The 21,602-nt window shown below is 34.8% G+C and carries 18 protein-coding genes and 1 tRNA gene; 9 read left to right on the top strand and 10 right to left on the bottom strand.

All coding sequences use genetic code 11. The annotated features are described in order from the left end of the window. The first annotated feature begins 55 nt into the window (after positions 1-55). Both ACFOWA_RS02935 and ACFOWA_RS02930 read left to right on the top strand, forming a co-directional pair. Complete coding sequence (locus ACFOWA_RS02935; protein ID WP_123205263.1) at positions 56-379, top strand: DUF3276 family protein; 324 nt, start codon at positions 56-58, stop codon at positions 377-379. 79 nt (positions 380-458) lie between these two features. Beyond that, positions 459-1,373, top strand: a complete 915-nt coding sequence (locus ACFOWA_RS02930; RefSeq protein ID WP_378981613.1) for a serine hydrolase — start codon at positions 459-461, stop codon at positions 1,371-1,373. Between the two features lie 84 nt (positions 1,374-1,457). Here the strand turns inward: ACFOWA_RS02930 and ACFOWA_RS02925 are convergent, their stop codons facing one another. Further along, positions 1,458-1,916, bottom strand: a complete 459-nt coding sequence (locus tag ACFOWA_RS02925) for a hypothetical protein (protein WP_378981611.1) — start codon at positions 1,914-1,916, stop codon at positions 1,458-1,460. A 235-nt stretch (positions 1,917-2,151) separates the two neighbouring features. Here ACFOWA_RS02925 and ychF point away from each other — a divergent pair, with 235 nt between their 5' ends. After that, on the top strand, positions 2,152-3,246 hold the full coding sequence (gene ychF / locus ACFOWA_RS02920) for a redox-regulated ATPase YchF (RefSeq protein ID WP_378981609.1): 1,095 nt from the start codon (positions 2,152-2,154) through the stop codon (positions 3,244-3,246). Positions 3,247-3,399: 153 nt separating this feature from the next. On the opposite strand, the gene ACFOWA_RS02915 is transcribed toward ychF, so the two are convergent. After that, positions 3,400-4,020, bottom strand: coding sequence for an HAD hydrolase-like protein (locus ACFOWA_RS02915; protein ID WP_378981607.1), 621 nt, complete (start codon positions 4,018-4,020; stop codon positions 3,400-3,402). A gap of 7 nt (positions 4,021-4,027) precedes the next feature. Beyond that, positions 4,028-5,404 carry a magnesium transporter gene (mgtE, locus tag ACFOWA_RS02910; RefSeq protein ID WP_378981605.1) on the bottom strand — a complete coding sequence of 459 codons (1,377 nt, stop codon included), beginning with the start codon at positions 5,402-5,404 and terminating at the stop codon, positions 4,028-4,030. A gap of 250 nt (positions 5,405-5,654) precedes the next feature. Between mgtE and ACFOWA_RS02905 the strand changes: the two genes are divergently transcribed. Next, positions 5,655-5,726, top strand: a tRNA-Arg gene (locus ACFOWA_RS02905). Positions 5,727-5,777: 51 nt separating this feature from the next. Here the strand turns inward: ACFOWA_RS02905 and ACFOWA_RS02900 are convergent. The 6 genes from ACFOWA_RS02900 to ACFOWA_RS02875 form a co-directional block, all read right to left on the bottom strand. Next, positions 5,778-6,794, bottom strand: coding sequence for a LacI family DNA-binding transcriptional regulator (locus ACFOWA_RS02900; RefSeq protein ID WP_378981603.1), 1,017 nt, complete (start codon positions 6,792-6,794; stop codon positions 5,778-5,780). 182 nt (positions 6,795-6,976) lie between these two features. Continuing rightward, entirely contained in the window at positions 6,977-8,308 is a 1,332-nt protein-coding gene (gene xylA / locus ACFOWA_RS02895; protein WP_378981601.1) for a xylose isomerase, read from the bottom strand. Positions 8,309-8,319: 11 nt separating this feature from the next. Next, positions 8,320-9,807 (bottom strand): xylulokinase, encoded by a 1,488-nt coding sequence (locus ACFOWA_RS02890; RefSeq protein ID WP_378981599.1) that lies wholly within the window; start codon positions 9,805-9,807, stop codon positions 8,320-8,322. A gap of 845 nt (positions 9,808-10,652) precedes the next feature. After that, positions 10,653-12,305, bottom strand: a complete 1,653-nt coding sequence (gene glgP, locus ACFOWA_RS02885) for an alpha-glucan family phosphorylase (RefSeq protein WP_378981597.1) — start codon at positions 12,303-12,305, stop codon at positions 10,653-10,655. 173 nt (positions 12,306-12,478) lie between these two features. Continuing rightward, positions 12,479-12,901 (bottom strand): hypothetical protein, encoded by a 423-nt coding sequence (locus ACFOWA_RS02880; RefSeq protein ID WP_378981595.1) that lies wholly within the window; start codon positions 12,899-12,901, stop codon positions 12,479-12,481. A gap of 84 nt (positions 12,902-12,985) precedes the next feature. After that, positions 12,986-13,444: a hypothetical protein gene (locus ACFOWA_RS02875; RefSeq protein ID WP_378981593.1), complete on the bottom strand. Its 459-nt coding sequence runs from the start codon at positions 13,442-13,444 to the stop codon at positions 12,986-12,988. 242 nt (positions 13,445-13,686) lie between these two features. On the opposite strand from ACFOWA_RS02875, the gene ACFOWA_RS02870 reads away from it, so the two are divergent. The 4 genes from ACFOWA_RS02870 to ACFOWA_RS02855 all read left to right on the top strand — a co-directional run bounded on the left by ACFOWA_RS02870 (position 13,687) and on the right by ACFOWA_RS02855 (position 18,427). Next, the gene (locus ACFOWA_RS02870; protein WP_378981591.1) at positions 13,687-15,036 is read left to right on the top strand and encodes a M28 family metallopeptidase; all 1,350 of its coding nucleotides are present in this window, start codon (positions 13,687-13,689) and stop codon (positions 15,034-15,036) included. Between the two features lie 43 nt (positions 15,037-15,079). Further along, on the top strand, positions 15,080-15,553 hold the full coding sequence (locus ACFOWA_RS02865) for a TspO/MBR family protein (protein ID WP_378981589.1): 474 nt from the start codon (positions 15,080-15,082) through the stop codon (positions 15,551-15,553). An 82-nt stretch (positions 15,554-15,635) separates the two neighbouring features. Then, a complete protein-coding gene (locus tag ACFOWA_RS02860) occupies positions 15,636-17,900 on the top strand; it encodes a patatin-like phospholipase family protein (protein ID WP_378981587.1) in 2,265 nt (754 codons plus the stop codon). Beyond that, entirely contained in the window at positions 17,897-18,427 is a 531-nt protein-coding gene (locus ACFOWA_RS02855) for a hypothetical protein (RefSeq protein ID WP_378981585.1), read from the top strand. Before ACFOWA_RS02860 ends, ACFOWA_RS02855 begins: the two co-directional genes overlap by 4 nt. 12 nt (positions 18,428-18,439) lie before the next feature. On the opposite strand, the gene tamL is transcribed toward ACFOWA_RS02855, so the two are convergent. Beyond that, positions 18,440-20,827, bottom strand: a complete 2,388-nt coding sequence (gene tamL / locus ACFOWA_RS02850; protein WP_378981583.1) for a translocation and assembly module lipoprotein TamL — start codon at positions 20,825-20,827, stop codon at positions 18,440-18,442. On the opposite strand from tamL, the gene ACFOWA_RS02845 reads away from it, so the two are divergent. After that, positions 20,818-21,564, top strand: coding sequence for a TrmH family RNA methyltransferase (locus tag ACFOWA_RS02845; protein WP_378981581.1), 747 nt, complete (start codon positions 20,818-20,820; stop codon positions 21,562-21,564). The genes tamL and ACFOWA_RS02845 overlap by 10 nt on opposite strands. Positions 21,565-21,602: the final 38 nt, after the last annotated feature.

Below are 21,602 nucleotides of genomic sequence, written 5' to 3'. Positions count from 1 at the left end.
CTTTAAATATTTGCTTTATATTTACCGAAACCAAAAACCAACATCAATACCAACCATGGGAGAATTCGACAATAAAGAGAGAGAAGAAGTTTTTTCAAAGAAAGTAAGAGCAGGTAAGAGAACTTATTTTTTCGACGTGAAGGCTACTCGTTCAGGTGATTATTATTTAACAGTTACCGAGAGCAAGAAAAGATTAGAAGACGGAGTATTTGTAAAACATAAAATCTTTTTGTATAAAGAAGATTTTGAAAAATTTGCAGAAGGCCTAACCGAAACTGTTGAATACATTAAAACTCACCAGGATGTTGTTGAAAAACGTTATGAATATTCAGAAAATGGAGAACATAGCACCAAACCAAACGACGATTTTTCTTTTTAAGTATATACAATTTCAATAATCAAAGTCTCGATGAAAATCGAGACTTTTTTATTTTCAAAAAATATTAAATCATTTTTTTATGAAGAAAATTGTTCTGGTAACATGTATTATAATTACATCTCTGTATTCATTTAGTCAAGAAAAGATTGATAAAAAACTTCAGTCAAAATTAAATGAATTGGTTAAAGGCTTTAATGGTGACGTTGGTATTTATGTTAAAAATTTAAAGAGCGGCAAAATAGCTTATATAAATGCCGATACTATTTTTCCAACAGCTAGCATGATTAAGGTACCCATTACCTGTGGTATATTTGATAAAATTGAGCAAGGTGAGCTTGATTATCATAGCACACTAATGTATTGTGATAGCTTGCTTTATGCTGGTGAAGATATTTTAGGATCTTTTAAAGACAGCGAAAAAATCGCTTTAAGTAAGGTTTTAATGCTGATGATTACCACAAGCGATAATACAGCCAGTTTATGGTCGCAACTTTTAGCCGGAACAGGAACTGCGATTAATGCTATTATGGATGTTAATGGTTTAAAAAACACAAAAGTAAATTCTCGTACGCCGGGCAGAAGCCAATATCAAAAAAAATACGGTTGGGGACAAACAACACCTAGAGAAATGGCAACCTTGCTTACATTGATTAGAGATGGTAAAATGATAAATCCAGCGGCATCAGAAAGGATTTACAGAAATTTAATTCGCATTTATTGGGATACTGAAGCGCTATCTCAAATTCCACCAACAGTTCAGGTTGCATCAAAATCGGGTGCTGTTGATGCTGCCCGATCAGAAGTGTTGCTGGTTAATGCGCCACATGGCGATTATGTTTTTTGTATTACCACAAAAAATCAAAAAGATACCTCTTGGAATTATGGTAACGAAGGTTGGGTAATAATAAGAAAACTTAGCAACCTGTTATGGAACCATTACGAACCAAATTTTGGATGGAAACAACCAGATGGTATGAAGAAATATTTTAAATAGTTTTTGATATTATTTATGAGATAGCTTCATACCTCGCAAAGACGATATAACTCCCTAAATTACTGAAGTATGAAGCAATCTCAGCTATGCTTTAACCATACTTGCTGCAAAAAGCAACATAAAAAGGAAATAGCAAATCATTATAGCGATGGTGAAAATACCCCAAAATTTAAATAATGATTTCATATTCATCATAGCATCGTTTAAACTTTCTTGATCGCCATATAAAACTCCCTGTTTGCCTTTATTTGAAAACCTAAAAAGCAGCAAACTTGGATAGAAATACATTAACGCTAAAAGTAAATAAACAATAGTTACTCCGATTGCACCTGCACCCGCTAAAGGACCAAGTTGAGCTACCATAGCAGGGTTTGCTGTTAATGCTGCACCTATTCCGAAAGACCCAATAATTAAAAAAGCAGCCAAAATGAATCCGATGATAGATAAAAATCTTGCCCACTTCGAAATCTCATAAATGTAACTTCTCATTTCTTCGGTTACGATTAATTTTACTTCCTGAGGCGTTTGCTCCAAATCTTCCATGCTTTTCTTTATAATTTTGGATAAACTTAGATAAAATATCCATTAGCCACAAATTGCTGATTTAAATTAAAGGTTTAAAAGCTTATCTTTGCCGCCTGAAAAAGGGTGAAGGGTGAAGGGTGAAGGGTGAAGAGCAAAGTGGAAAGGTGAAAGCGGCAATGCAGAAGTCAATGAATGAAACCCCTGAACAAATTCGTAAATCATAATTCGTAAATCGTAAATCAATATAATATAAATGGCATTACAATGTGGTATAGTTGGCTTACCAAATGTTGGTAAATCGACACTTTTTAATTGTTTATCAAATGCAAAAGCACAGGCGGCAAATTTTCCGTTCTGTACAATTGAGCCCAATGTTGGCGTAATTACTGTACCCGATGAAAGATTAACAAAACTTGCAGAATTGGTAAAACCGAACAAGGTTCAGCCAAATACAATTGAGATAGTTGATATTGCTGGCTTGGTTAAAGGCGCATCCAAAGGTGAAGGCTTAGGCAATCAGTTCTTAGGAAACATCCGTGCTACAAATGCAATAATCCATGTTTTGCGTTGCTTTGATGATGGTAATGTGATTCATGTTGATGGTTCTGTTGACCCAATTCGCGACAAAGAAATTATCGACACTGAACTGCAATTGAAAGATTTAGATACCGTTGATAAACGCATTCAAAAGGTAGAAAAAATGGCTAAAACCGATAAAGATGCAAAACGCACCTTTGAAATTTTAACTGTTGTAAAAGCTCATTTAGAAGGCGGAAAATCTATACGTACAGCAAGTTTGCCTCAAGATGATTTTGATTTCATCGAAGATTTGGGTTTATTAACGCAAAAACCGGTAATGTATGTTTGTAATGTTGATGAGGCATCGGTACTAACCGGAAACAAATATGTTGATTTGGTTAAAGCAAACGTAGCTGATGAAAAAGCTGAAGTACTGGTTATTTCTGCAAAAATAGAATCTGAAATTGCGGAGTTAGATAGCTACGAAGAACGTGAAGAGTTTTTAGCAGATTTAGGCTTAACAGAATCTGGTGTAAACAAATTAATTAGAACAGCTTATAAATTATTAAACTTATATACTTACTTTACTGCTGGTGTACAAGAGGTTAGAGCGTGGACAATTACTAAAGGTTTTACAGCACCACAAGCTGCTGGTGTTATTCATACAGATTTTGAAAAAGGATTTATCCGTGCTGAAGTAATAAAATATACTGATTTTGTAACCTTAGGTTCGGAAAATGCTTGTAAAGAAGCTGGTAAATTAGGTGTAGAAGGCAAAACATACATTGTAGAAGATGGTGATATTATGCACTTTAGGTTTAATGTTTAGCGATTAATAGATTTAATTAGAGCTGCCCCAAAAAGGCAGCTTTTTTTATGGGAATTTTTTTGCCTAAGAAACTTAAGAATCACGAATAAATTATTTGAAAATCATGATTTAATGTAATGGCTTTTTTTACTTTCTAATTTGTCGTTTTTAAGATTACACCTCCAAACCAAATGTTGCTAATTGTGCTTTGGTATCTTCATAATCTGTATGATGGATGCCTTGTAAGCCCAATCCTTCTGCAACCTGTACAAAAAGCATTCTATCATCTATATACAAACTTGTTGCAACATCACTTTGCGAAATATCGATGGCAACTTTGAAAATATCAGCATCGGGTTTACGGAAATGAACAAAGCTTGATGAAACAAAGAAATCTACAAACTCATTTAATTTAAAAGTATTAATTCGATATTGATTTAATTCTCTTCCCTCGTTACTAATAACTGCAACTTTCAAATTATACTTTTTCTTTAAATCACAAATTAATTTTATCATCTCCGGGTAGGGAAGCGATTTTTTAAACATGAATTCTTTAAAATCATCGTAAGAAAAAGTACGTTCTTCGTAAAAAACTAAACGTTCCAAATATTCATCTAAAGTTATTTTACCTACTTCGTAAGTATCAAAAGTTAAGTGATGGCGTTCTTCTACCTCTACAGAATCTAAATTGAAAAGTACCGCAGCTTCACCCCTCGCCTTTCTATCCCAGCCATTGGTTAATAATACACCACCGATATCAGTAAATAGTGTTGTGATTTTAGTTTGATTTTCCATGATTGATTTAGAGCAATACCCCTTTTAAAAATAAAACTGCAAAACTGAAATATATAATTAATCCGGTAACATCAACAAGTGTAGCTACAAAAGGCGCTGATGATGTTGCTGGGTCGGCACCAAGTCTTTTAAGCAGAATTGGGAGCATTGAGCCACTTAATGAGCCCCAAAGTACTACAAAAACCAATGAAACGCTTATTGTAAAAGCAATTAAAAGCCAATGTTCTCCGTAAGTATTAGGCCAGGCCAGGTGCCAGAAAAAAATTCTTAAAAAGCCTATAACCCCCAAAGAAAAGCCCAATAAAAAACCCGAGCTAATTTCTCTATTCATCACCCGCCACCAATCTTTAATGGTTACTTCACCTAAAGCCATTGCCTGGATAATTAGCGTGGATGCTTGAGAACCACTATTTCCGCCACAAGAAATGATTAACGGAATAAATAAAGCCAATACCGTTGCCTTATGAATTTGTCCTTCGAAAAAGCCCATTGCAGTTGCCGTAAGCATTTCACCAAGCATTAAGATCGCAAGCCAACCTACTCGCTTTCTAACCAAATTAAATATAGATGTATCGAGGTAAGGTTCATCTAATGCAGCGGTACCACCAATTTTATGCATATCCTCTGTATATTCTTCGTTGGCAATCCAAAGTATATCATCAACCGTAACAATTCCTAAAAGTATGTTACCTTCATCAACCACGGGCAATGCTACACGATTGTTCATTCTGAAAATGTTAATTGCATCTTCCTGCGGGTCGTTTGCTTTTAAAGCGATAAATCTTTTATCGGTTAGCTCGCCAATAACTGCATCAGGATCGGCCAATAAAACCTCACGAATCCTAATGTCATCAAGCAAAATTCCATCCTTGTCAATTACGTAAACTACATCTATGGTTTCTGAGTTTTTACCATAACGCCTAATGTGAGAAAGCACTCTAGAAATAGACCATTCGGGCTTGACAGCAATATAATCTGGCGTCATTAAACGGCCAATACTATCTTCCTTATAACCTAAAAGTGCAAGTGATTCTTTACGTTCTTCGGGCGGAAGAAGGGTAATCATCTTTTTAACCACATCGCCTTTTAACTCACTAAAAAGTGCGGTACGATCATCAGGAGGTAAATCCTTTATGATTTGATTTAATTTATTGCCTGAAAGTTTTTTGATAATCCTTTCCTGAGTAGGAAAATCCAGAATCCTGAAAACGTTAACTGCTCTGTTTAAAGAAATTGTATCGATAAATTTGGCTGCATATTGCGGAAGTTCATCAATGAGTTCTTCAACATCAGAAATATTCAGCGCATCGAGATATTGCTTTAATGCTTTATCATTATCTTTTTCGAGCAGTTCCTGAACTTCATCTACAACCAATTCTTCCATACACAACAAAATATTTTATTACATGCCTAAACCTTTATGAGCGGTTCGCAAAGGTGCATTTTTATTTCTAAAAAAGCCAATTTTGCCGTTAACAGTAGGTTAATTTTAGGTAAAACAAGAATTGAGCAAGCTTTTATTATTTGTTTACTTTGGCAAAAGGATTTTAAATTATCATCTAAAAACTATCGTTTATTTTAGGCTAAATATTAAAGGAAAGTAACACTTTGATTTTCTATATTTGCAGCCTCATGCTCTCGTAGTTCAATGGATAGAATTACGGTTTCCGGTACCGTCGATATGAGTTCGAATCTCGTCGAGAGCACAAAAAACCTGCAAATTCATTTTCGAATTGCAGTTTTTTTTTGTTTCTAAACTAATTTAACCCCGTTGATGCTCGAGGTAATAATGTTGGTTCTAATATTATATTACGAATGTTATCGTAAGGATTTTGCTGCAAAATCATTTCTAAAAACATTGCTGCACAAGCGCTTCCCATTTGAGCCGGATGCTGATCAATTGTAGATAAACTTGGAGAAATGTATGCTGAAAAAGCTTCGTTGGCAAATCCAATTACACCAATTTTAGGAATATGTTGTCCTAGTTCGTTAAGCTTTTTGGTAACACCTAATGCTGTAAAATCATCGCCAGCAATAATGGCATCTGGTTTATTTGGATTACTTAGCAGTTCCATTGCACCGTTTAAGCCATCATTTATTGATAAGCCACTAAAAATTATGTTATTACTATCTACGACTAAACCATTTTTTTGAAGCGCATCTTTGTATCCCTTTAATCTATTGCTAAAAATTTTTATTTGTTGCACAGGTGCAATAAATGCAATATTTCTATAACCTTGTTTAATAAGGTGTTCGGTTGCCAGGTAGCCCGCTTGATAGTCGTTTAATGTAATTGTTGGCACATCTATTTTCAGATTTACCCTATCAAAAATAATTAATGGCTTATTCTGTTTTACGATTTCTTCGAAATGCATTATTTCATTTGTTTCGAGCGACATAGAAGCCATGATTCCATCAACCTGAGCTTCGAGTAGTGTTTTAACACCTTTGATTTCATTGGCTAATAATTCTTTCGATTGAAATAGAATGATTCGATAACCATTGCTTTTTAATCCTTCTTCTATACTGTGAATAATTGAAGCAAAAAAATGCGATTCAACAGAGGGAACGATAACCCCTACAATAAATGTTTTACCCGATTTTAGAGCAGAGGCAAGCTTGTTCGGACTATAATTTAATCGTTTTGCAGCATCTAAAACCGCCTGCCTTGTATTCTTACTTATTGCCGGAAAACCACTCAATGCCCGAGAAACTGTAGAAACAGTTATACCTAATTCCTTCGCAATATCGTATATGGTCGTCTTTTTCTTCAATTTAAACTTTATTTTAACACCATTAAATTACAAGGAGTTGATTAAGGCTGCATCATAAATCAATTATCTATGAACTTTGTCACATTGAGGCCTCAAAAGGCAGTTTTTGCAAGTCCTTCGACAGGCTCAGGATGACATAGTGTTTTATGATACAGCCTCAAAATATTTTTAGAATTTGTTGATTAAATGTATCTGTTAATCAGATTTTCTAAATATTCTTGTTTACCGCTAATTACTTCAGGTTCGCCATTTTGGGCAGCAAAGTTTCTTAAATCTTCTAATGATAACTTTCCTTGCTCAAATTCGGCACCTTTTCCAGAATCGAAAGAAGCATATCTTTCTGTTCTTATTTTCTTATAATCGGATTTTTGTAGAATGGCATCAGCAGTAATTAAAGCTCTTGCAAAAATATCCATGCCACCAACATGCGCATAAAACAAATCTTTCGCATCGGTAGAGTTTCTGCGGATTTTAGCATCGAAATTAACACCTCCGCCTTGTAATCCACCACCTTCTAGTATAATCAACATGGTTTCTGTTAATTCATTTATATCATTCGGAAACTGGTCAGTATCCCAACCATTTTGATAATCACCACGGTTTGCATCGATAGAACCCAATAAACCATTATCAACAGCTACCTGCAATTCGTGTTGAAACGTATGGCCGGCTAGTGTTGCATGGTTTACTTCCAGATTTAATTTAAAATCGCCCAATAAATCGTATTGCTGTAAAAATCCTTTAACCGTTGCAGCATCATAATCGTACTGATGCTTTGAAGGTTCGCAAGGTTTAGGTTCGATAAAGAAAGTTCCTTTAAAGCCTTGTTGCCTTGCATAATCTTTAGCAGTATGTAAAAATTTCGCCAAATGCTCTTGCTCACGTTTCATATTGGTATTTAGCAAACTCATGTAACCTTCTCTTCCACCCCAAAAAACATAATTCTCGCCACCTAACGCAATGGTTGCATCTAAAGCTGCTTTTACCTGTGCAGCTCCATGGGCCAAAACGTGGAAATCGGGATTTGTAGAAGCGCCATTCATGTAACGCTTATGGCTAAATAAATTTGCAGTTCCCCATAGTAATTTAACGCCACTTTCTGCCTGTTTTTGTTTGGCATACTCAACAAGTGTTTGCAACCTACGTTCGTTTTCAGCAATATCATTACCATAATCAACCACATCAACATCATGAAAACAGTAATAAGGAATTTGCATTTTGGTTATAAATTCGAACGCTGCATTCATTTTGTCTTTCGCTCTTTCCACAGCATCTTTCTTTTCATCCCATGGAAATACATGTGTTGGTCCGCCAAAAGGATCGGCTCCATTACCATTAAAAGAATGCCAGTAAGCACATGCAAATTTAAAATGCTCGGTCATGGTTTTTCCTGCCACAACTTTATTTGCATCGTACCATCTAAATGCCAGCGGGTTATCGCTTTCTAAACCTTCATATTTAATTTGGTCTATACCATTAAAAAACACTTTTTCGCCTGTTAATACTTTTACCATTGCTTTAAATTTTATTTCTGATTATTTAATTCTTTAATTAATAGCTGTTTCCAGTCTTGATAAATTTTTTCATACTCATCAACATTTTTTGGTTCTATTTGGCTAAGGACATTATGCTGCGAAAAAGCTTCTTCAGTGTTTTTAAAGATTCCAGCCCCTATACCAGCACCGATTGCTGCTCCTACACTTCCATCGTTTTCATACAATTCTAATTTTACTGCTGTAACATCAACAAAGGTTTGTGCAAATATTTCACTTAAAAATAAATTGGCTTTGCCTGCACGAATTACATTTGGTTGCATCCCGTTTTCTCTCATAATATCCAACCCATAACGGAATGAGAATGCGATACCTTCTTGCACAGCTCTAAAAATATCGGCTTGGGTATGCTTGTTTAAATTTATCCCGACTATTTGTGCACCAGTATATTTATTACCCAACATACGTTCGGCACCGTTACCAAAAGGTAATACACGCAAGCCATTGCTACCAATCGGCGCAGTTTCGGCAAGTTTATTTAATTCGTGATAAGATAAATTTGGTGCAAAATTATTTTTAGCCCAACGATACATGCTCCCAGTACCGTTTATACAAAGTAAAACGCCTGTATGCGGATTTTCTTTGGTATAGGTTACATGCGCAAAAGTGTTAATCCTCGATTTGACATCATAAGTTAATGTATCACTAACGCCGTAAATTACACCAGATGTACCTGCTGTTGCTGCTACTTCGCCGGGTTTTAAAACATTTAACGATAAAGCATTATTTGGTTGATCGCCAGATTTATAACTTACCGGAATACTAGCACTTAAACCTAGCAATAAGGCAATATCTTCTTTTAAATGACCATGAATTGAAAATAGTGGATTAATCTTAGGGATGAGGTTTTTATCAATTTGATAATAATTCATCACATCTTCTGATAGTTCGTTTTTAGCAAAATCCCAGAAAACTCCTTCTGAAAGTGCCGATATGCTTGTTGAAATATCGCCTGTTAACATCATTGCCAAAAAATCTCCTGGAAGCATTATTTTATCAATTTGCTGATAAATTTCGGGTTCGTTTAATTTAACCCATGCTAATTTTGAAGCTGTGAAATTGCCTGGAGAATTCAATAAATTTTGCAGCGATTTTTCATGTCCAATCTCTTCAAAAGCTTTATCACCAATTTCAACAGAGCGGCTATCGCACCAAATAATACTATCTCTTAAAACATTTTGGTTTTCATCAACTACAACCAAACCATGCATTTGATAAGCAATTCCTATAGCTTTAATTGCTTTGAGATTTACATTTGGTAAATCCTTTAATTTTAAGATTGCCTTTTGGGTATGCTGCCACCAATCATTTGGGTCTTGCTCTGCCCAACCTGCTTGTATGGATTTTATATCTGCTTCTTTTTCAGGACATTGTGCGGAAGCAACACACTTTTGTGTAAGAGAATCAACAATGGAAACTTTGATGGAAGATGTTCCTAAATCTATGCCTAATAAATACATTTAAGGTAATTTTACTTGGTTATGCAAACGGTTGCATAAATATAGATTTTATATTTGTAAAGCTGTGATAATGATAATTTATTTTAAAAATAATTTGAGTTGAACAAAAATATAGACTGTATTAACACTTACAATTTCGGTCTGTGGGGACACAGACCGAGGGGTAAAAACTGAATGATTGAAACGTTATTAGATTGCTTCGTACCTCGCAATTACGGTAGGTTTCATGCAACCTTAAATACTTGCAGAAGCAAAATTAACTAGACCCGATAGAACGAAAAGCCCGGAAGACGAGGAACGAGGATGAGGACTTGAAGAGATAGCGGGGCGGACATTAATAGATGTTTCAGTTATTGCTCTTCAAAAATTAAGAATTTGGTGATATTTAAATATTCTCACCCATGTTCTGTGTCTTCACACACGATCAACATCTTTCGATTTCGGTCTGTGTGCAAACAGACCGAGGGGTAAGAACTGAATGATTAAACCGTTATTAGATTGCTTGGTACCTCGCAATGACGGTAGGTTTCATGCAACCTTAAATACTTGAAGAAGCAAAATTAACTAGACCCGATAGAACGAAAAGCCCGGAAGACGAGGAACGAGGATGAGGACTTGAAGAGATAGCGGAGCGAACATTAATAGATGCTTAAGTTATTGCTCTACAAAAACTATGAATTTGGTGATATTTAAATATTCTTACCCATGTTCTGTGTCTTCAAACACGGTCAACATCTTTCGATTTTGGCCTGAGGAGACACAGACTAATGAGTAAAAACTAGCAACAAAAAAAAGCAATCTTCTATCAAAAAAGATTGCCTTTAAATAATTACAATAAATGTTTTTTAAACCTTCTTATACATCACTTCATAATATTCATCAGCCATTCTTGATGATTCAAACGCGGGAAGAACGCCTTGTATTCCGTTTTGTATCATATTATACCATTTAGATGGATTTTTATAATAAGTAGGTAATACTACATCCTCAATAACAGTTAACAGATTTGAATTCTCTTTTGCATCTCTTTCTGTTTGCGGAAGTTCATCGGCAGCGGGTTGAATGATGAAACAATTCTCTCCATCTACAGCAAATTCTGGTACCCAACCATCTGGTAAAGAAAGATTTATAGCACCGTTCATGGCAGCTGTCATACCACTAGTTCCTGAAGCTTCGCGATACATTTTTGGGTTATTAAGCCACACATCACAACCCTTTTTTAATAATGCGCTTAAACCAAGTTCATAGCCGGTAAGCACTGCGCAGTTGGCAAATTTTAATGTTTTTTTAATTATTTGATTAAACATTTTATTGGCTCCATCATCTTCAGGATATGGTTTACCCGCCCATATAATTTGAACAGGCATATCGGCTGAATTTAGCAATTTCAAGAAACGTTCCCAATCGTACATCAAAAGGTCTGCTCTTTTATAAGCAGCAAATCGCCTTGCCCAAACAATTGTTAACACGTCTTCCTTAAAAATTTTCCCTGTTTGATTAGCCACTTCCTTAAAAAGCAACGTTTTCATTTCCTTTTTTCTCAAAGCTACACCTTGTTCATTATTTGCTTTAAGTGCCGCTGCAAATTCAGTATCTTGCCAATGGCTTTGATTTTGTGCATTTGTTATCGAGGTAATTTCGCAAATATTATTATAACTGCCCCACATTTGGCGGGCTACTTCGCCGTGCAGTTTAGATACACCATTTGCCTTACCAGAAAATTTAAGTGCGCCAAGTGTATAGTTAAACTTATCACCATCCATACCTAAAATAAACTTAACTTCATGTTCTTGAAGGTGATAGAAGAACGACATATCCTTTAATAAAGAAAAATCATGTTCCTCGTTTCCAGCTTGTTCGGGTGTATGCGTAGTGAACACCATTCGCTTTTTAATTTCTTCCAGATTTTTAAATTTAGAATACAGGTAGAAATTCAGCGGAACGGCATGCCCTTCGTTCATGTGGTAGATATCTGGTGTTAAGTTTAATTGATCCAGTAGCAAACCGCCACCAATACCCAAAATTATCGATTGAGCAATTCTTGTGGTTTCATTTGGGTCGTACAACCGATGTGTAATGCTTCTACTTACGTAATCATTTTCCTCCAAATCGGTGCTTAGTAGAAATAATGGTGCAGAACCGAATGTTTCTGGTCTTAATAAAAAAGCTTTAACCTTAACCATCCCACTGTGCACAGGAACAGAAAAAATAATTCCGGTATCTTCTAAAAATGAATAATCTTTCTGAATAAACTGCGGTATCATATTGTTATCCTTATCCCTAACCTGATCGTGATAACCATATTTCCACAACATACCGATACCGATTAAATTCTGTTTAAGCTCGTATGCGCTACGCAGGTGCGAACCTGATAGAAAACCCAATCCACCACTGTAAATTTTTAGCGATTGATCGATGGCAAATTCCATAGAAAAATAAGCAACTGATTTGCTGTAATTTGGATTTGGTGTGTACCCTAAAATATCTGTATTGGTCATATAGTTTTTAAATGAAGACTAAATTAAGTCATAATAATTCATTTAATCAACACCTTATGGCACACAATGTTTTAACTTAAAAGACCGCAAACGTAACAACCAAAAGTTAGGCAGTTAAAGTATTAAAATACATAAATTAATGATATACATCACTTTTTTAATAATGTTTCAGCTTAATCAATCGGTAATATCTTATTAAATTTTGCCTGCGTATCCATAGGAGAATCGGCCGGATAAGTTTTGTAATCGATAGTAAGCACAAAATCTTTAATGTTAAACTTGCCTTTATCAAAATAGCTAAAATTAACTGGGCTTTTAGTAATCTTACCAAAAGCATCTCTTTCCTGAACTTCGGTAATTGTTACAAATATATTATCAGCATCAATAGCATAAGTTCCACTAGCTAAAATAAACCAATCGTAAGTGCCTTTCATCTTTAACTTAGATGTGAATTTACCACCAGGTTCGAAAATTAATGTTCTTGAGGTGGGTTGTGTTGGCAATTCTTCCCAGGCACCAGTTAATGCATCTTTAGGTAATAAATCTTTACCAGGCTTTTTACAAGATGAAAAAGATAACGTGACTAATATTATCACGACAAGAGTATTCAACATTTTCATAGCGCTATTAGATTAGTTTTATTTGAATACGCTGTAAACAATAAAAACGCTACAGCTATTTTAAAAATCTTCGTTCTCCATCCCTGCTTCCAACCTTTTTAGTTCTTCATCCATATCAAGCATAGCCATTTCTTGCTTGGCAATAATTTCTCTGCAGGTAGCAAGCTGATTTCGTAAATCCATTATTTCCTTTTGAAGTTCGATCATGCTTTTGCCTGTTTCTTCATGCATTTTCTTCAATTCTAACCGGCGCATAAAGCCACCGTCGTTTAAAAAAATTTCCAGGCCCGATTGTTTACCAATAAGTGCAGGCAACGGATGCCCATAAACTTCACCAATAAGGATAATTAAGTTTAGCTGACTAAGTAAATGAAGATATTCCGAAGCCAGTATCGCATTTCCTTTGAAGATGTGAAGTACACGATCTGCCTTAACATACTCTTCATACTGAAACTCCTGAAGTATTCTATCCAGTAATTCGCATTTTGCAGAAGTTAGATTAACGGGAAACCTATCCATTGGAAATGATTGGGATAATACGGCAATAATTTATATTGAGTTTAAAAGTTATAAATATATAAATTATTTTTTTAGACAATTGTTTTTGATAAAAAGAAGAAATCGCATTACAATTAACATTTACATATCAATCGTCTTTGTGCCTAATTTCCAAACCTATCTTTAAATTGTTACAGGAATTGATTTTACACTTATGGAAACGATATCAAAATTTAATACATTAGCTTTCTAATTATTCCTGGATGAAGAAAATATCTACTATTCTTGTTTTAAGCTGCTTGACTTGTTCATTAAACGCCCAAACCATTGTAAATCGCAATGCTGATATTGATAAGATGGTTAAATCGGTAAACCCTGATTCTTTGAAATCATATATCATAAAAATGGTTGCTTTTGGCACCCGTAGCACCATTAGTGATACCAAAAGTAAAACAAAAGGAATTGGCGCTGCGAGAAACTGGGTGGTGAGTAAATTTAATCAATTTGCTAAATCTAGCGATGGCCGATTAACTGCATTTTTAGATACAACAACCATTAAAGCTGACGGAAAACGTGTTGATAAACCGATTAACCTGGGGAATGCTGTTGCCATATTAAAAGGAACTGATGCAAATGACAAACGCGTTTTCGTAGTAAGCGGTCATTTAGATAGCCGTGTAACTGATGTGATGAATAGAGTTAGTGATGGGCCAGGAGCAAACGATGATGGAAGTGGTGTGGCTGGCGTGATTGAAGCCGCCCGAATTATGAGCCAATACAAGTTTCCTGCAACTATCATTTTTGTAGCTGTTAGCGGTGAAGAACAATCGTTGCTAGGTTCAGGCTTTATGGCTATGAAAGCTAAAAAAGAAGGTTGGAATTTAGAAGCCATGCTTAATAACGATATGATTGGAAGTAATAATGCAAGCGAAACCCAAATAATTGATAATACTAAACTGCGTGTATTTAGCGAAGGCTTACCAAGTTTTGAATTGGACAAAAACGCCAAAAACATCCGTCAGTTTGGTTTAGAAAACGATGGAAAAAGCAGGCAACTTGCCCGCTATGTTAAAGAAACCGGAGAACGATATGTTGACCAACTTGAGATAAAATTAATTTACCGCAATGATAGGTTTTTACGTGGCGGCGACCATACACCTTTTGTAGAAAATGGCTTTAGTGCCGTTAGGTTAACTGAAATGAACGAAAATTTCGAGCATCAGCACCAGGATTTAAGAACAGAAAACGGAATAAAATATGGCGATTTAATCGAATTTATGGATTTTGAATATTTAAGAAAAAATACAGCCGTAAACATTGCCGTACTAACAAATCTGGCCAAAGCGCCATCTATGCCAACAGAAGTAAAAGTTGATGTAAAGAATTTAAGCAATTCGACATTTTTATACTGGAAAGCTCCATTAAATGGAACAGTAAAGGGCTATTACATTTTAATGCGTGAAACCAGCAGTCCGGTTTGGCAGAAAAAATTCTTTACAACAGCAACAGAAATGCGCATACCGTACAGCAAGGATAATTATCTTTTTGCAGTTCAAAGTGTAGGTAATGAAGATAATGAGAGCTTACCAGTCGTTCCAGCAATTGGCAGGTAATAAATATTTAGGTTGTTTGATTGTTTAAACGGAAATTAGCACCATGAAATTTAAACTACTGGCGTTTATTATAAATATTGCAATAACATTAAGCGTTGGTGTTTTGGGTGGTTGGGCAACCGCTAAATCTGTTCAAACTTGGTATCCAACTTTAAACAAACCATCATTTAATCCACCAAATTGGTTATTTGGACCCGTTTGGATAAGCCTGTATTTATTAATTGGTATTGCAGCCTATTTGGTATGGATTAGAAGAGATGAGATAGTGCATTTCCCCAGAACGGTGGCGATTTACCTTATCCAATTGCTATTAAACCTGGCTTGGTCGTTCATTTTCTTCTACCTGCATGAAATTGGTATCGCACTTATCGAAATTATACTGCTTTTAATTTTTATCATCATTAATGCCATAACGTTTTACAAAATAAATAAATGGGCAGGCTTAATTTTTATCCCTTACATACTTTGGGTAAGTTTTGCATCATTTTTAACATATAACATCTTCATACTGAATTAAATTTTAAAAGAAATCCTTATTTTTAGGGGTGGTAACTTTTAGAATATATTTGCTGATGCTTTTCGTTTTGTGCTGTAACCAATTGCAGGCACAAAAAGTTGGTTTAGTTTTTAGCGGAGGTGGCGCCAAAGGTTTAGCGCATATAGGTACGTTAAAAGCATTAGAAGAAAATCACATTCCTATTGATTATATAACAGGAACATCAATGGGAGGCATTGTTGGAGCAATGTATGCAGCAGGCTATTCTCCGGCTCAAATAGAAAAAATTGCTACCAGTGATGAATTTCAGAACTGGGTAAATGGTAAATACACAAGCGATTATACCTACTTCTTCGAAAAAAATGCACCAAACTCCTCAATGATAACAGCGAAAGTTGCCATTGATACTGGCTTCCACTTTAGTTTCCGTTCAAATTTAATTAACGATATACCCTTAAACTTCGCTTTCTTAGAGCTTTTCTCGCAAGCCTCAGCAGTATCAAAAGATAATTTTGATAACTTATTTGTGCCGTTTCGTTGCATGGTTGCTGATGTACTCTCACAAAAAAGCATAACGGTAAGTAAGGGCAGCCTAGCTGAAGCTGTAAGGGCAACCATGACGGTTCCGATTATATATCGCCCTATTAAATTGGATGGTAAATACGTTTTTGACGGTGGCTTGTATAACAATTTCCCTGTTGATGTTATGGAACGTGATTTCAAACCCGATTATGTTATCGGGGCAAACGTTTCATCGAAAATATATAATGAGTACCCTAAAAACAACGATGACCGTTTAATGAATCGGTTTCTTGTTTTTATGTTTCTATCCAAATCAGATTCTACCATGGTTGGTAAAAATGGCGTTTACATTCAGCCAGAATTAGCCAATTATAGTGTAACCAATTTTTCTCCGGTAGAAGATTTAATTAAAAAAGGTTATGATGCCACAATGGCTGATATGGATAGAATCAAAACGCTAATTAACAGACGTGTTAGCGACGAGGAATTAGCAAAGCGCAGAGATAAATTTAACAAGAAAAAGCCCGATTTTAAATTTAGAAATGTAAGCGTAAGTGGCGTTAACGAACAGCAAAAAAGATATGTAGAACGACTTTTTAAAAGCGATAAAGAAACATTTAATTTACAGGATATTAAGAGGGGATATTACAAACTTGTTGCCGACCAAACCTTCGAAACCATTTATCCAAAAATTGTGTATGAGCCTACAAATGATAACTATACTTTTGAAGTTGTAGCGCAACCAAAAAAGAGTTTTAAACTCGATTTGGGTGGTAATATTTCTACACGACCGATTAGTAATGTTTTCCTTGGTTTGCAATACAACTATTTAAACCGGAAAGCTTATACCTTTGGTACCAGTTTTTATTCAGGTCGTTTTTACGAATCTGTACAACTAAGTGGCAGGATAGATTATCCAACAAAATTGCCATTGTTTGTAGGTGCTGAATTAACCTATAATCACTGGAATTATTACAACACAAGTCAAATTTTTATAGAAAACCCTCAGCCAACCTATATCGACCAATCTGACAGAAAGATTGATATTATGATGGGTGTTCCATTAAATTATAATACCAAAATTGTACTTCATTCTGCTTTTATCAATAATAATGATAGATATAGCCCCAATAATGCCTTTTCTGTAGGAGATTTGTTGGATCAAACCATATTCAATGGATTTAAGGGTTCTCTAAATCTGGAGAAAAACTCCCTGAACCGAAAACAATATGCAACTCGTGGACAAAGTTTTTTATTAAGTTTTAATTTTACCACAGGAAGAGAGAATTATAATCCTGGTAATATTTTCAGAAATACAGTACCTCCAAATACGATAAAATCTTCAACCAATTTAAGACAGTGGATTGGTGTAAAGCTTACACAAGAGAATTATTTCCTTCACCTAAAAAAATATACGTTAGGCTATTTAATAGAAGGTGTAATAACCAACCAGCCCCTGTTTAATAGTTATTATGGCACACTATTGGCCTCACCTGCATTCTATCCATTACAAGATAGCAGGTCGCTGTTTTTAGATAAGTTTAGAGCATCCACCTATGCAGCTGGTGGTATTAAAAATATTTACAGCTTAAGAAAAAATTTAGACTTTAGACTAGAAGGATATTTATTTTTGCCTCATAAAGAGTATGAACTCAACAATTTGCAGGATGCTGCCTATGCAAAAGCAATTACCAAAATTAGATATGCAGGCACCGCAGGCTTAGTTTATCAAACTCCTGTTGGTCCGGTAAGCTTTAGCTATAATTTATATAACGATGCAATTAAAAGAAATGGTGTATTATTGCATATTGGCTATTTGATTTACAACAAACGCTCTATAGAATGAAACGAGGATTTATATTATTTTTTTTATGCTTAACAAGCTTTTTTGCCTTTGCCCAAACCGCAGCAATTAACAATTTTATAGTAAAAGAAAATTTATTAAAGAATAGCAAATTAGCAATAATTGCAGCAGATTCGTTAGATAAGCCAAACGAAAACATAAATGGCATTTATACATTTAGCGTAAGTGGTTTTACCCAAAGCCTTAAATTTAACGATGGAATTGCGGTACTCCCATTACCTATTGAGCGTTCTACTTTTGTTTATCTAAAACACCAAAACGATTCGGGTACGCATGGCAAATTGGTTTATGTGTACAAAAAAGAAGGCGATTTAACACCTTATGCAATTAATAGTTTGTGGCTTTTTATTATTCCCATAATACTTGTGATACTGGCTTTTGCTTTTAGAAAACTAATAATTTTTATTGTAATTATATTTTTGGTTTTTGTTTATTTTAACCATAGCAATGGCTTAAACATTGGCACATTTTTCGAAAGTATATTTGATGCATTAAAAGGTTTATTTTAGCAATAGATGCCCTTAAAAAGGCATCCCTATACCAAAATTATACTGTAAGAAACGATAAGTATCTGGTGTGTGTGTAGCATTGTAAGCGTTTTTAAAAGCTCTGCCGCCCGATAAAAATTTACTAATTACCCATTGGTCTGAGCCAGAAAACTGAGGGTCTTTTAACTTTAGGCCAATATCAAATCTAAAAACAAAATATTGTACGTCATATCTTAATCCAACGCCAGTTCCAATGGCAAGTTGCTGAACTAGCTTACTTAGTTTAAACATTTTCTCCTCTCCATCAGAAGCAGTTAAATTCCAAACATTACCTGCATCTACAAAAGCTGCACCTTTTAAAACACCTCCAAAAAATTTCCTAAGTACAATTGTTCTATATTCTAAATTAGTTTCAATACGCATTTCCCCTAACTGGTCTAAACCAAAAAATGATTGCCTTTGAGCACTATCTAGTGTTTCCCTGTTGTAGTTTCCCGGACCAATTGTCCTAGCCTGCCAAGCTCTTACCCCACTAGAACCACCGGCAAAAAAAAGTTTTTCAAATGGAATACCTCTGCCAACAGAATTTCCGTAAGCGTAACCAACGCCGGTATTTAACCTTGCAACAAATTGTCTATCACCACCCAAATGTTTATACCAGCGTACATCTATTTCAGGCCTAACATATTGGTTAAAAGGTAAGCCCAAAATTTTTGCATAATCGCCATTAGATGGGTCATGATTAGTGGATGATATTTGAGATAATAGTTGCAGCATATTTCCTGCAGTTTCAATATTGCCACGCAGATAAACAAATGTTCTTAACTGATTTAACTTATCGGCGTTAAGCGTATAAGTATATTTCATACCTAATGTAAAATCCTTCCTATCTAGCAATCTAACATAGTATTGATTATTCATTAATAAACTAGGAGATATTTTATCATAGTCTAAACTTCCAAACCGATATTCAAAATTTAACGGTGTAAATGAATGGAGTTTTGATTTGGTTTCAACCCAATCGTACGTAATGGAATTGATAAATATTCTTCTCACAGAAACATCCTTCTGTAAAGCATAAATATAACTAGTTGAAAATGTAGTATGCGGCATTCCGTTCGCACCCAAAATAGGTCTATAAAAAGGAATCATTAATCTAGGAACACTTATACTTGAGCTAATAGAGAAATCTCGTTGATAAATATCACTAAAAGGAGAAGCTCCATTTCCAATTCTAGATTGCAAACCACCTTTAAGTTGTAGTTCAAATCGCTCAGCGCCTCTAAATAAATTGTTATTGGTATATGTATTACTCAAAGTAAACCCCACAGTACCACCATTAAACGGCACCTCACCCTCTACCCTGTTGCTCATTACCTTTTGTGGCGTTAATAAAATAATCGGATTTACTTTATTCGAAGTGCTATCTGGATTATAATAATCAATTTTTACGTTCTTGAAAATATTCAATTCATATAAACGATCGTACGTTAGATTTTCATTTCTAACATCGTACATTTCACCCCTTTTTAAGAAATCGTAACGAAGTATTGGGTTTCGTCTGTATCGTTTAGATAAATCGGTAAATGAAATACCCCGTGTTGTATCTCTATTTACATAATTACGCAACGAATCTGGAAACCCTTCCGGGCTAGGTGCAATAATCATATAAGTTGTACCAATGGTATATTGCTTGTGATTTCCATTCGGAGGATTGGTAATATTCATACGCAAATCGACCTTCTTAACATCCCTGGTTTCAATCACATCAAAATTTACAAACGGACGAAGAAAACTGTAAAATCCATTTTCTTTCATTACCCGATACACCTGTTCACGTTCATAAGATAATGAATCCGAATCGTATTGCATGCCTTCGTGTAAATGCGTAAATTTTGGTTTTTCGTTACGATATGCATTTCTTACTGCAGGTGTAAAAATAGAATCGCTAAGGTTGCGAACAAAAGATGCCGGACCAGGTTGTGCTTTAAAATTTACTTCTGCCTTTTTATCCTTTATCTTGATATCTGATGTAACTTTAGCCTGAAAATATCCCTTTCCTTTTAAAAATTTTTCAATCTGCGTTCTAGATATCTCTACCAAAGTACTATCTAGAATTGCTGGTGGTGTACCAAAAGGTTTAATATCAGTTGTTTTATATCGTCCATCTTTAGTGTTAAATAAATTATAAAGCGGCACATTAATACTAAAGGATGATGAAGGACGAATATCTTTCTGAATATAATTGTAAGCCTGTTCTTCAAACTTAGCATCAATACTATCGATTGTAACCTTTTTAACTATAGCTTGGTAATCAGGAATGTATTTTGTTGATGAACAGGCCTGAATTAAAACAATAATAAATAGTAATATTGCAACACTTTTCAGTTCAGAATATTTAAAGGATTTGTATGCTTTCAAAATCTCAGATTAGTTTTATTAAGTCGTTACATCAAAAAAAATATCGTAAAGAAAATGGATTATTTCTGGTTGAAGGTATAAAATCCATTAAAGAATTCATACAATCTACCTACCAAATTGATACAATATTTTATACAGGCGAACAGTTTAGTTTATTACCCAAATTGCCTGCAAATATAAAGTTATTTGAAGTAACCAACGCTGAATTAAGTAAGATTAGTGCATTGCAGGCACCACAAAATTTTTTAGCCGTTGTTCATATTCCTGAAACGGTATCTGCAGATTTAAAAAATTTTAAAAATCAATTTACTTTGGTACTTGATGGCATTCAAGATCCAGGTAATTTAGGAACCATTATTCGTACTGCCGATTGGTTTGGCTTTAAAAATATAATCTGCTCTGAAGATTGCGTAGAAGCCTTCAATCCGAAAACGGTTCAAGCAACAATGGGCTCGTTGGCTCGTGTTAGTATTTATTATGAGGACCTTCCAGCTTTACTTGCAAATAACACAATTACGGTATTTGGGGCATTGCTAGATGGTAATTCTATTTACAAAACCGATTGGGGCAATGAAGGCTTAATTATTTTAGGTAATGAAGGAAAAGGCATTACACAAGAAGTTATCGCAAAGATAAATCAACCCATTACTATCCCTAAATTTGGGGATGCAGAATCGTTAAATGTAGCGGTGAGTGCTGCAATATTTTGCTCAGAAATTGCAAGAGCTAAAAATTAAAAGGATAATTTGTTAGATAATATTTGTTAGCTAAGTAT

The sequence above is a fragment of the Pedobacter lithocola genome, assembly GCF_042650845.1.
Classification (GTDB): domain Bacteria; phylum Bacteroidota; class Bacteroidia; order Sphingobacteriales; family Sphingobacteriaceae; genus Pedobacter; species Pedobacter lithocola.
This window is presented reverse-complemented; position numbering and strand designations above follow the sequence as displayed.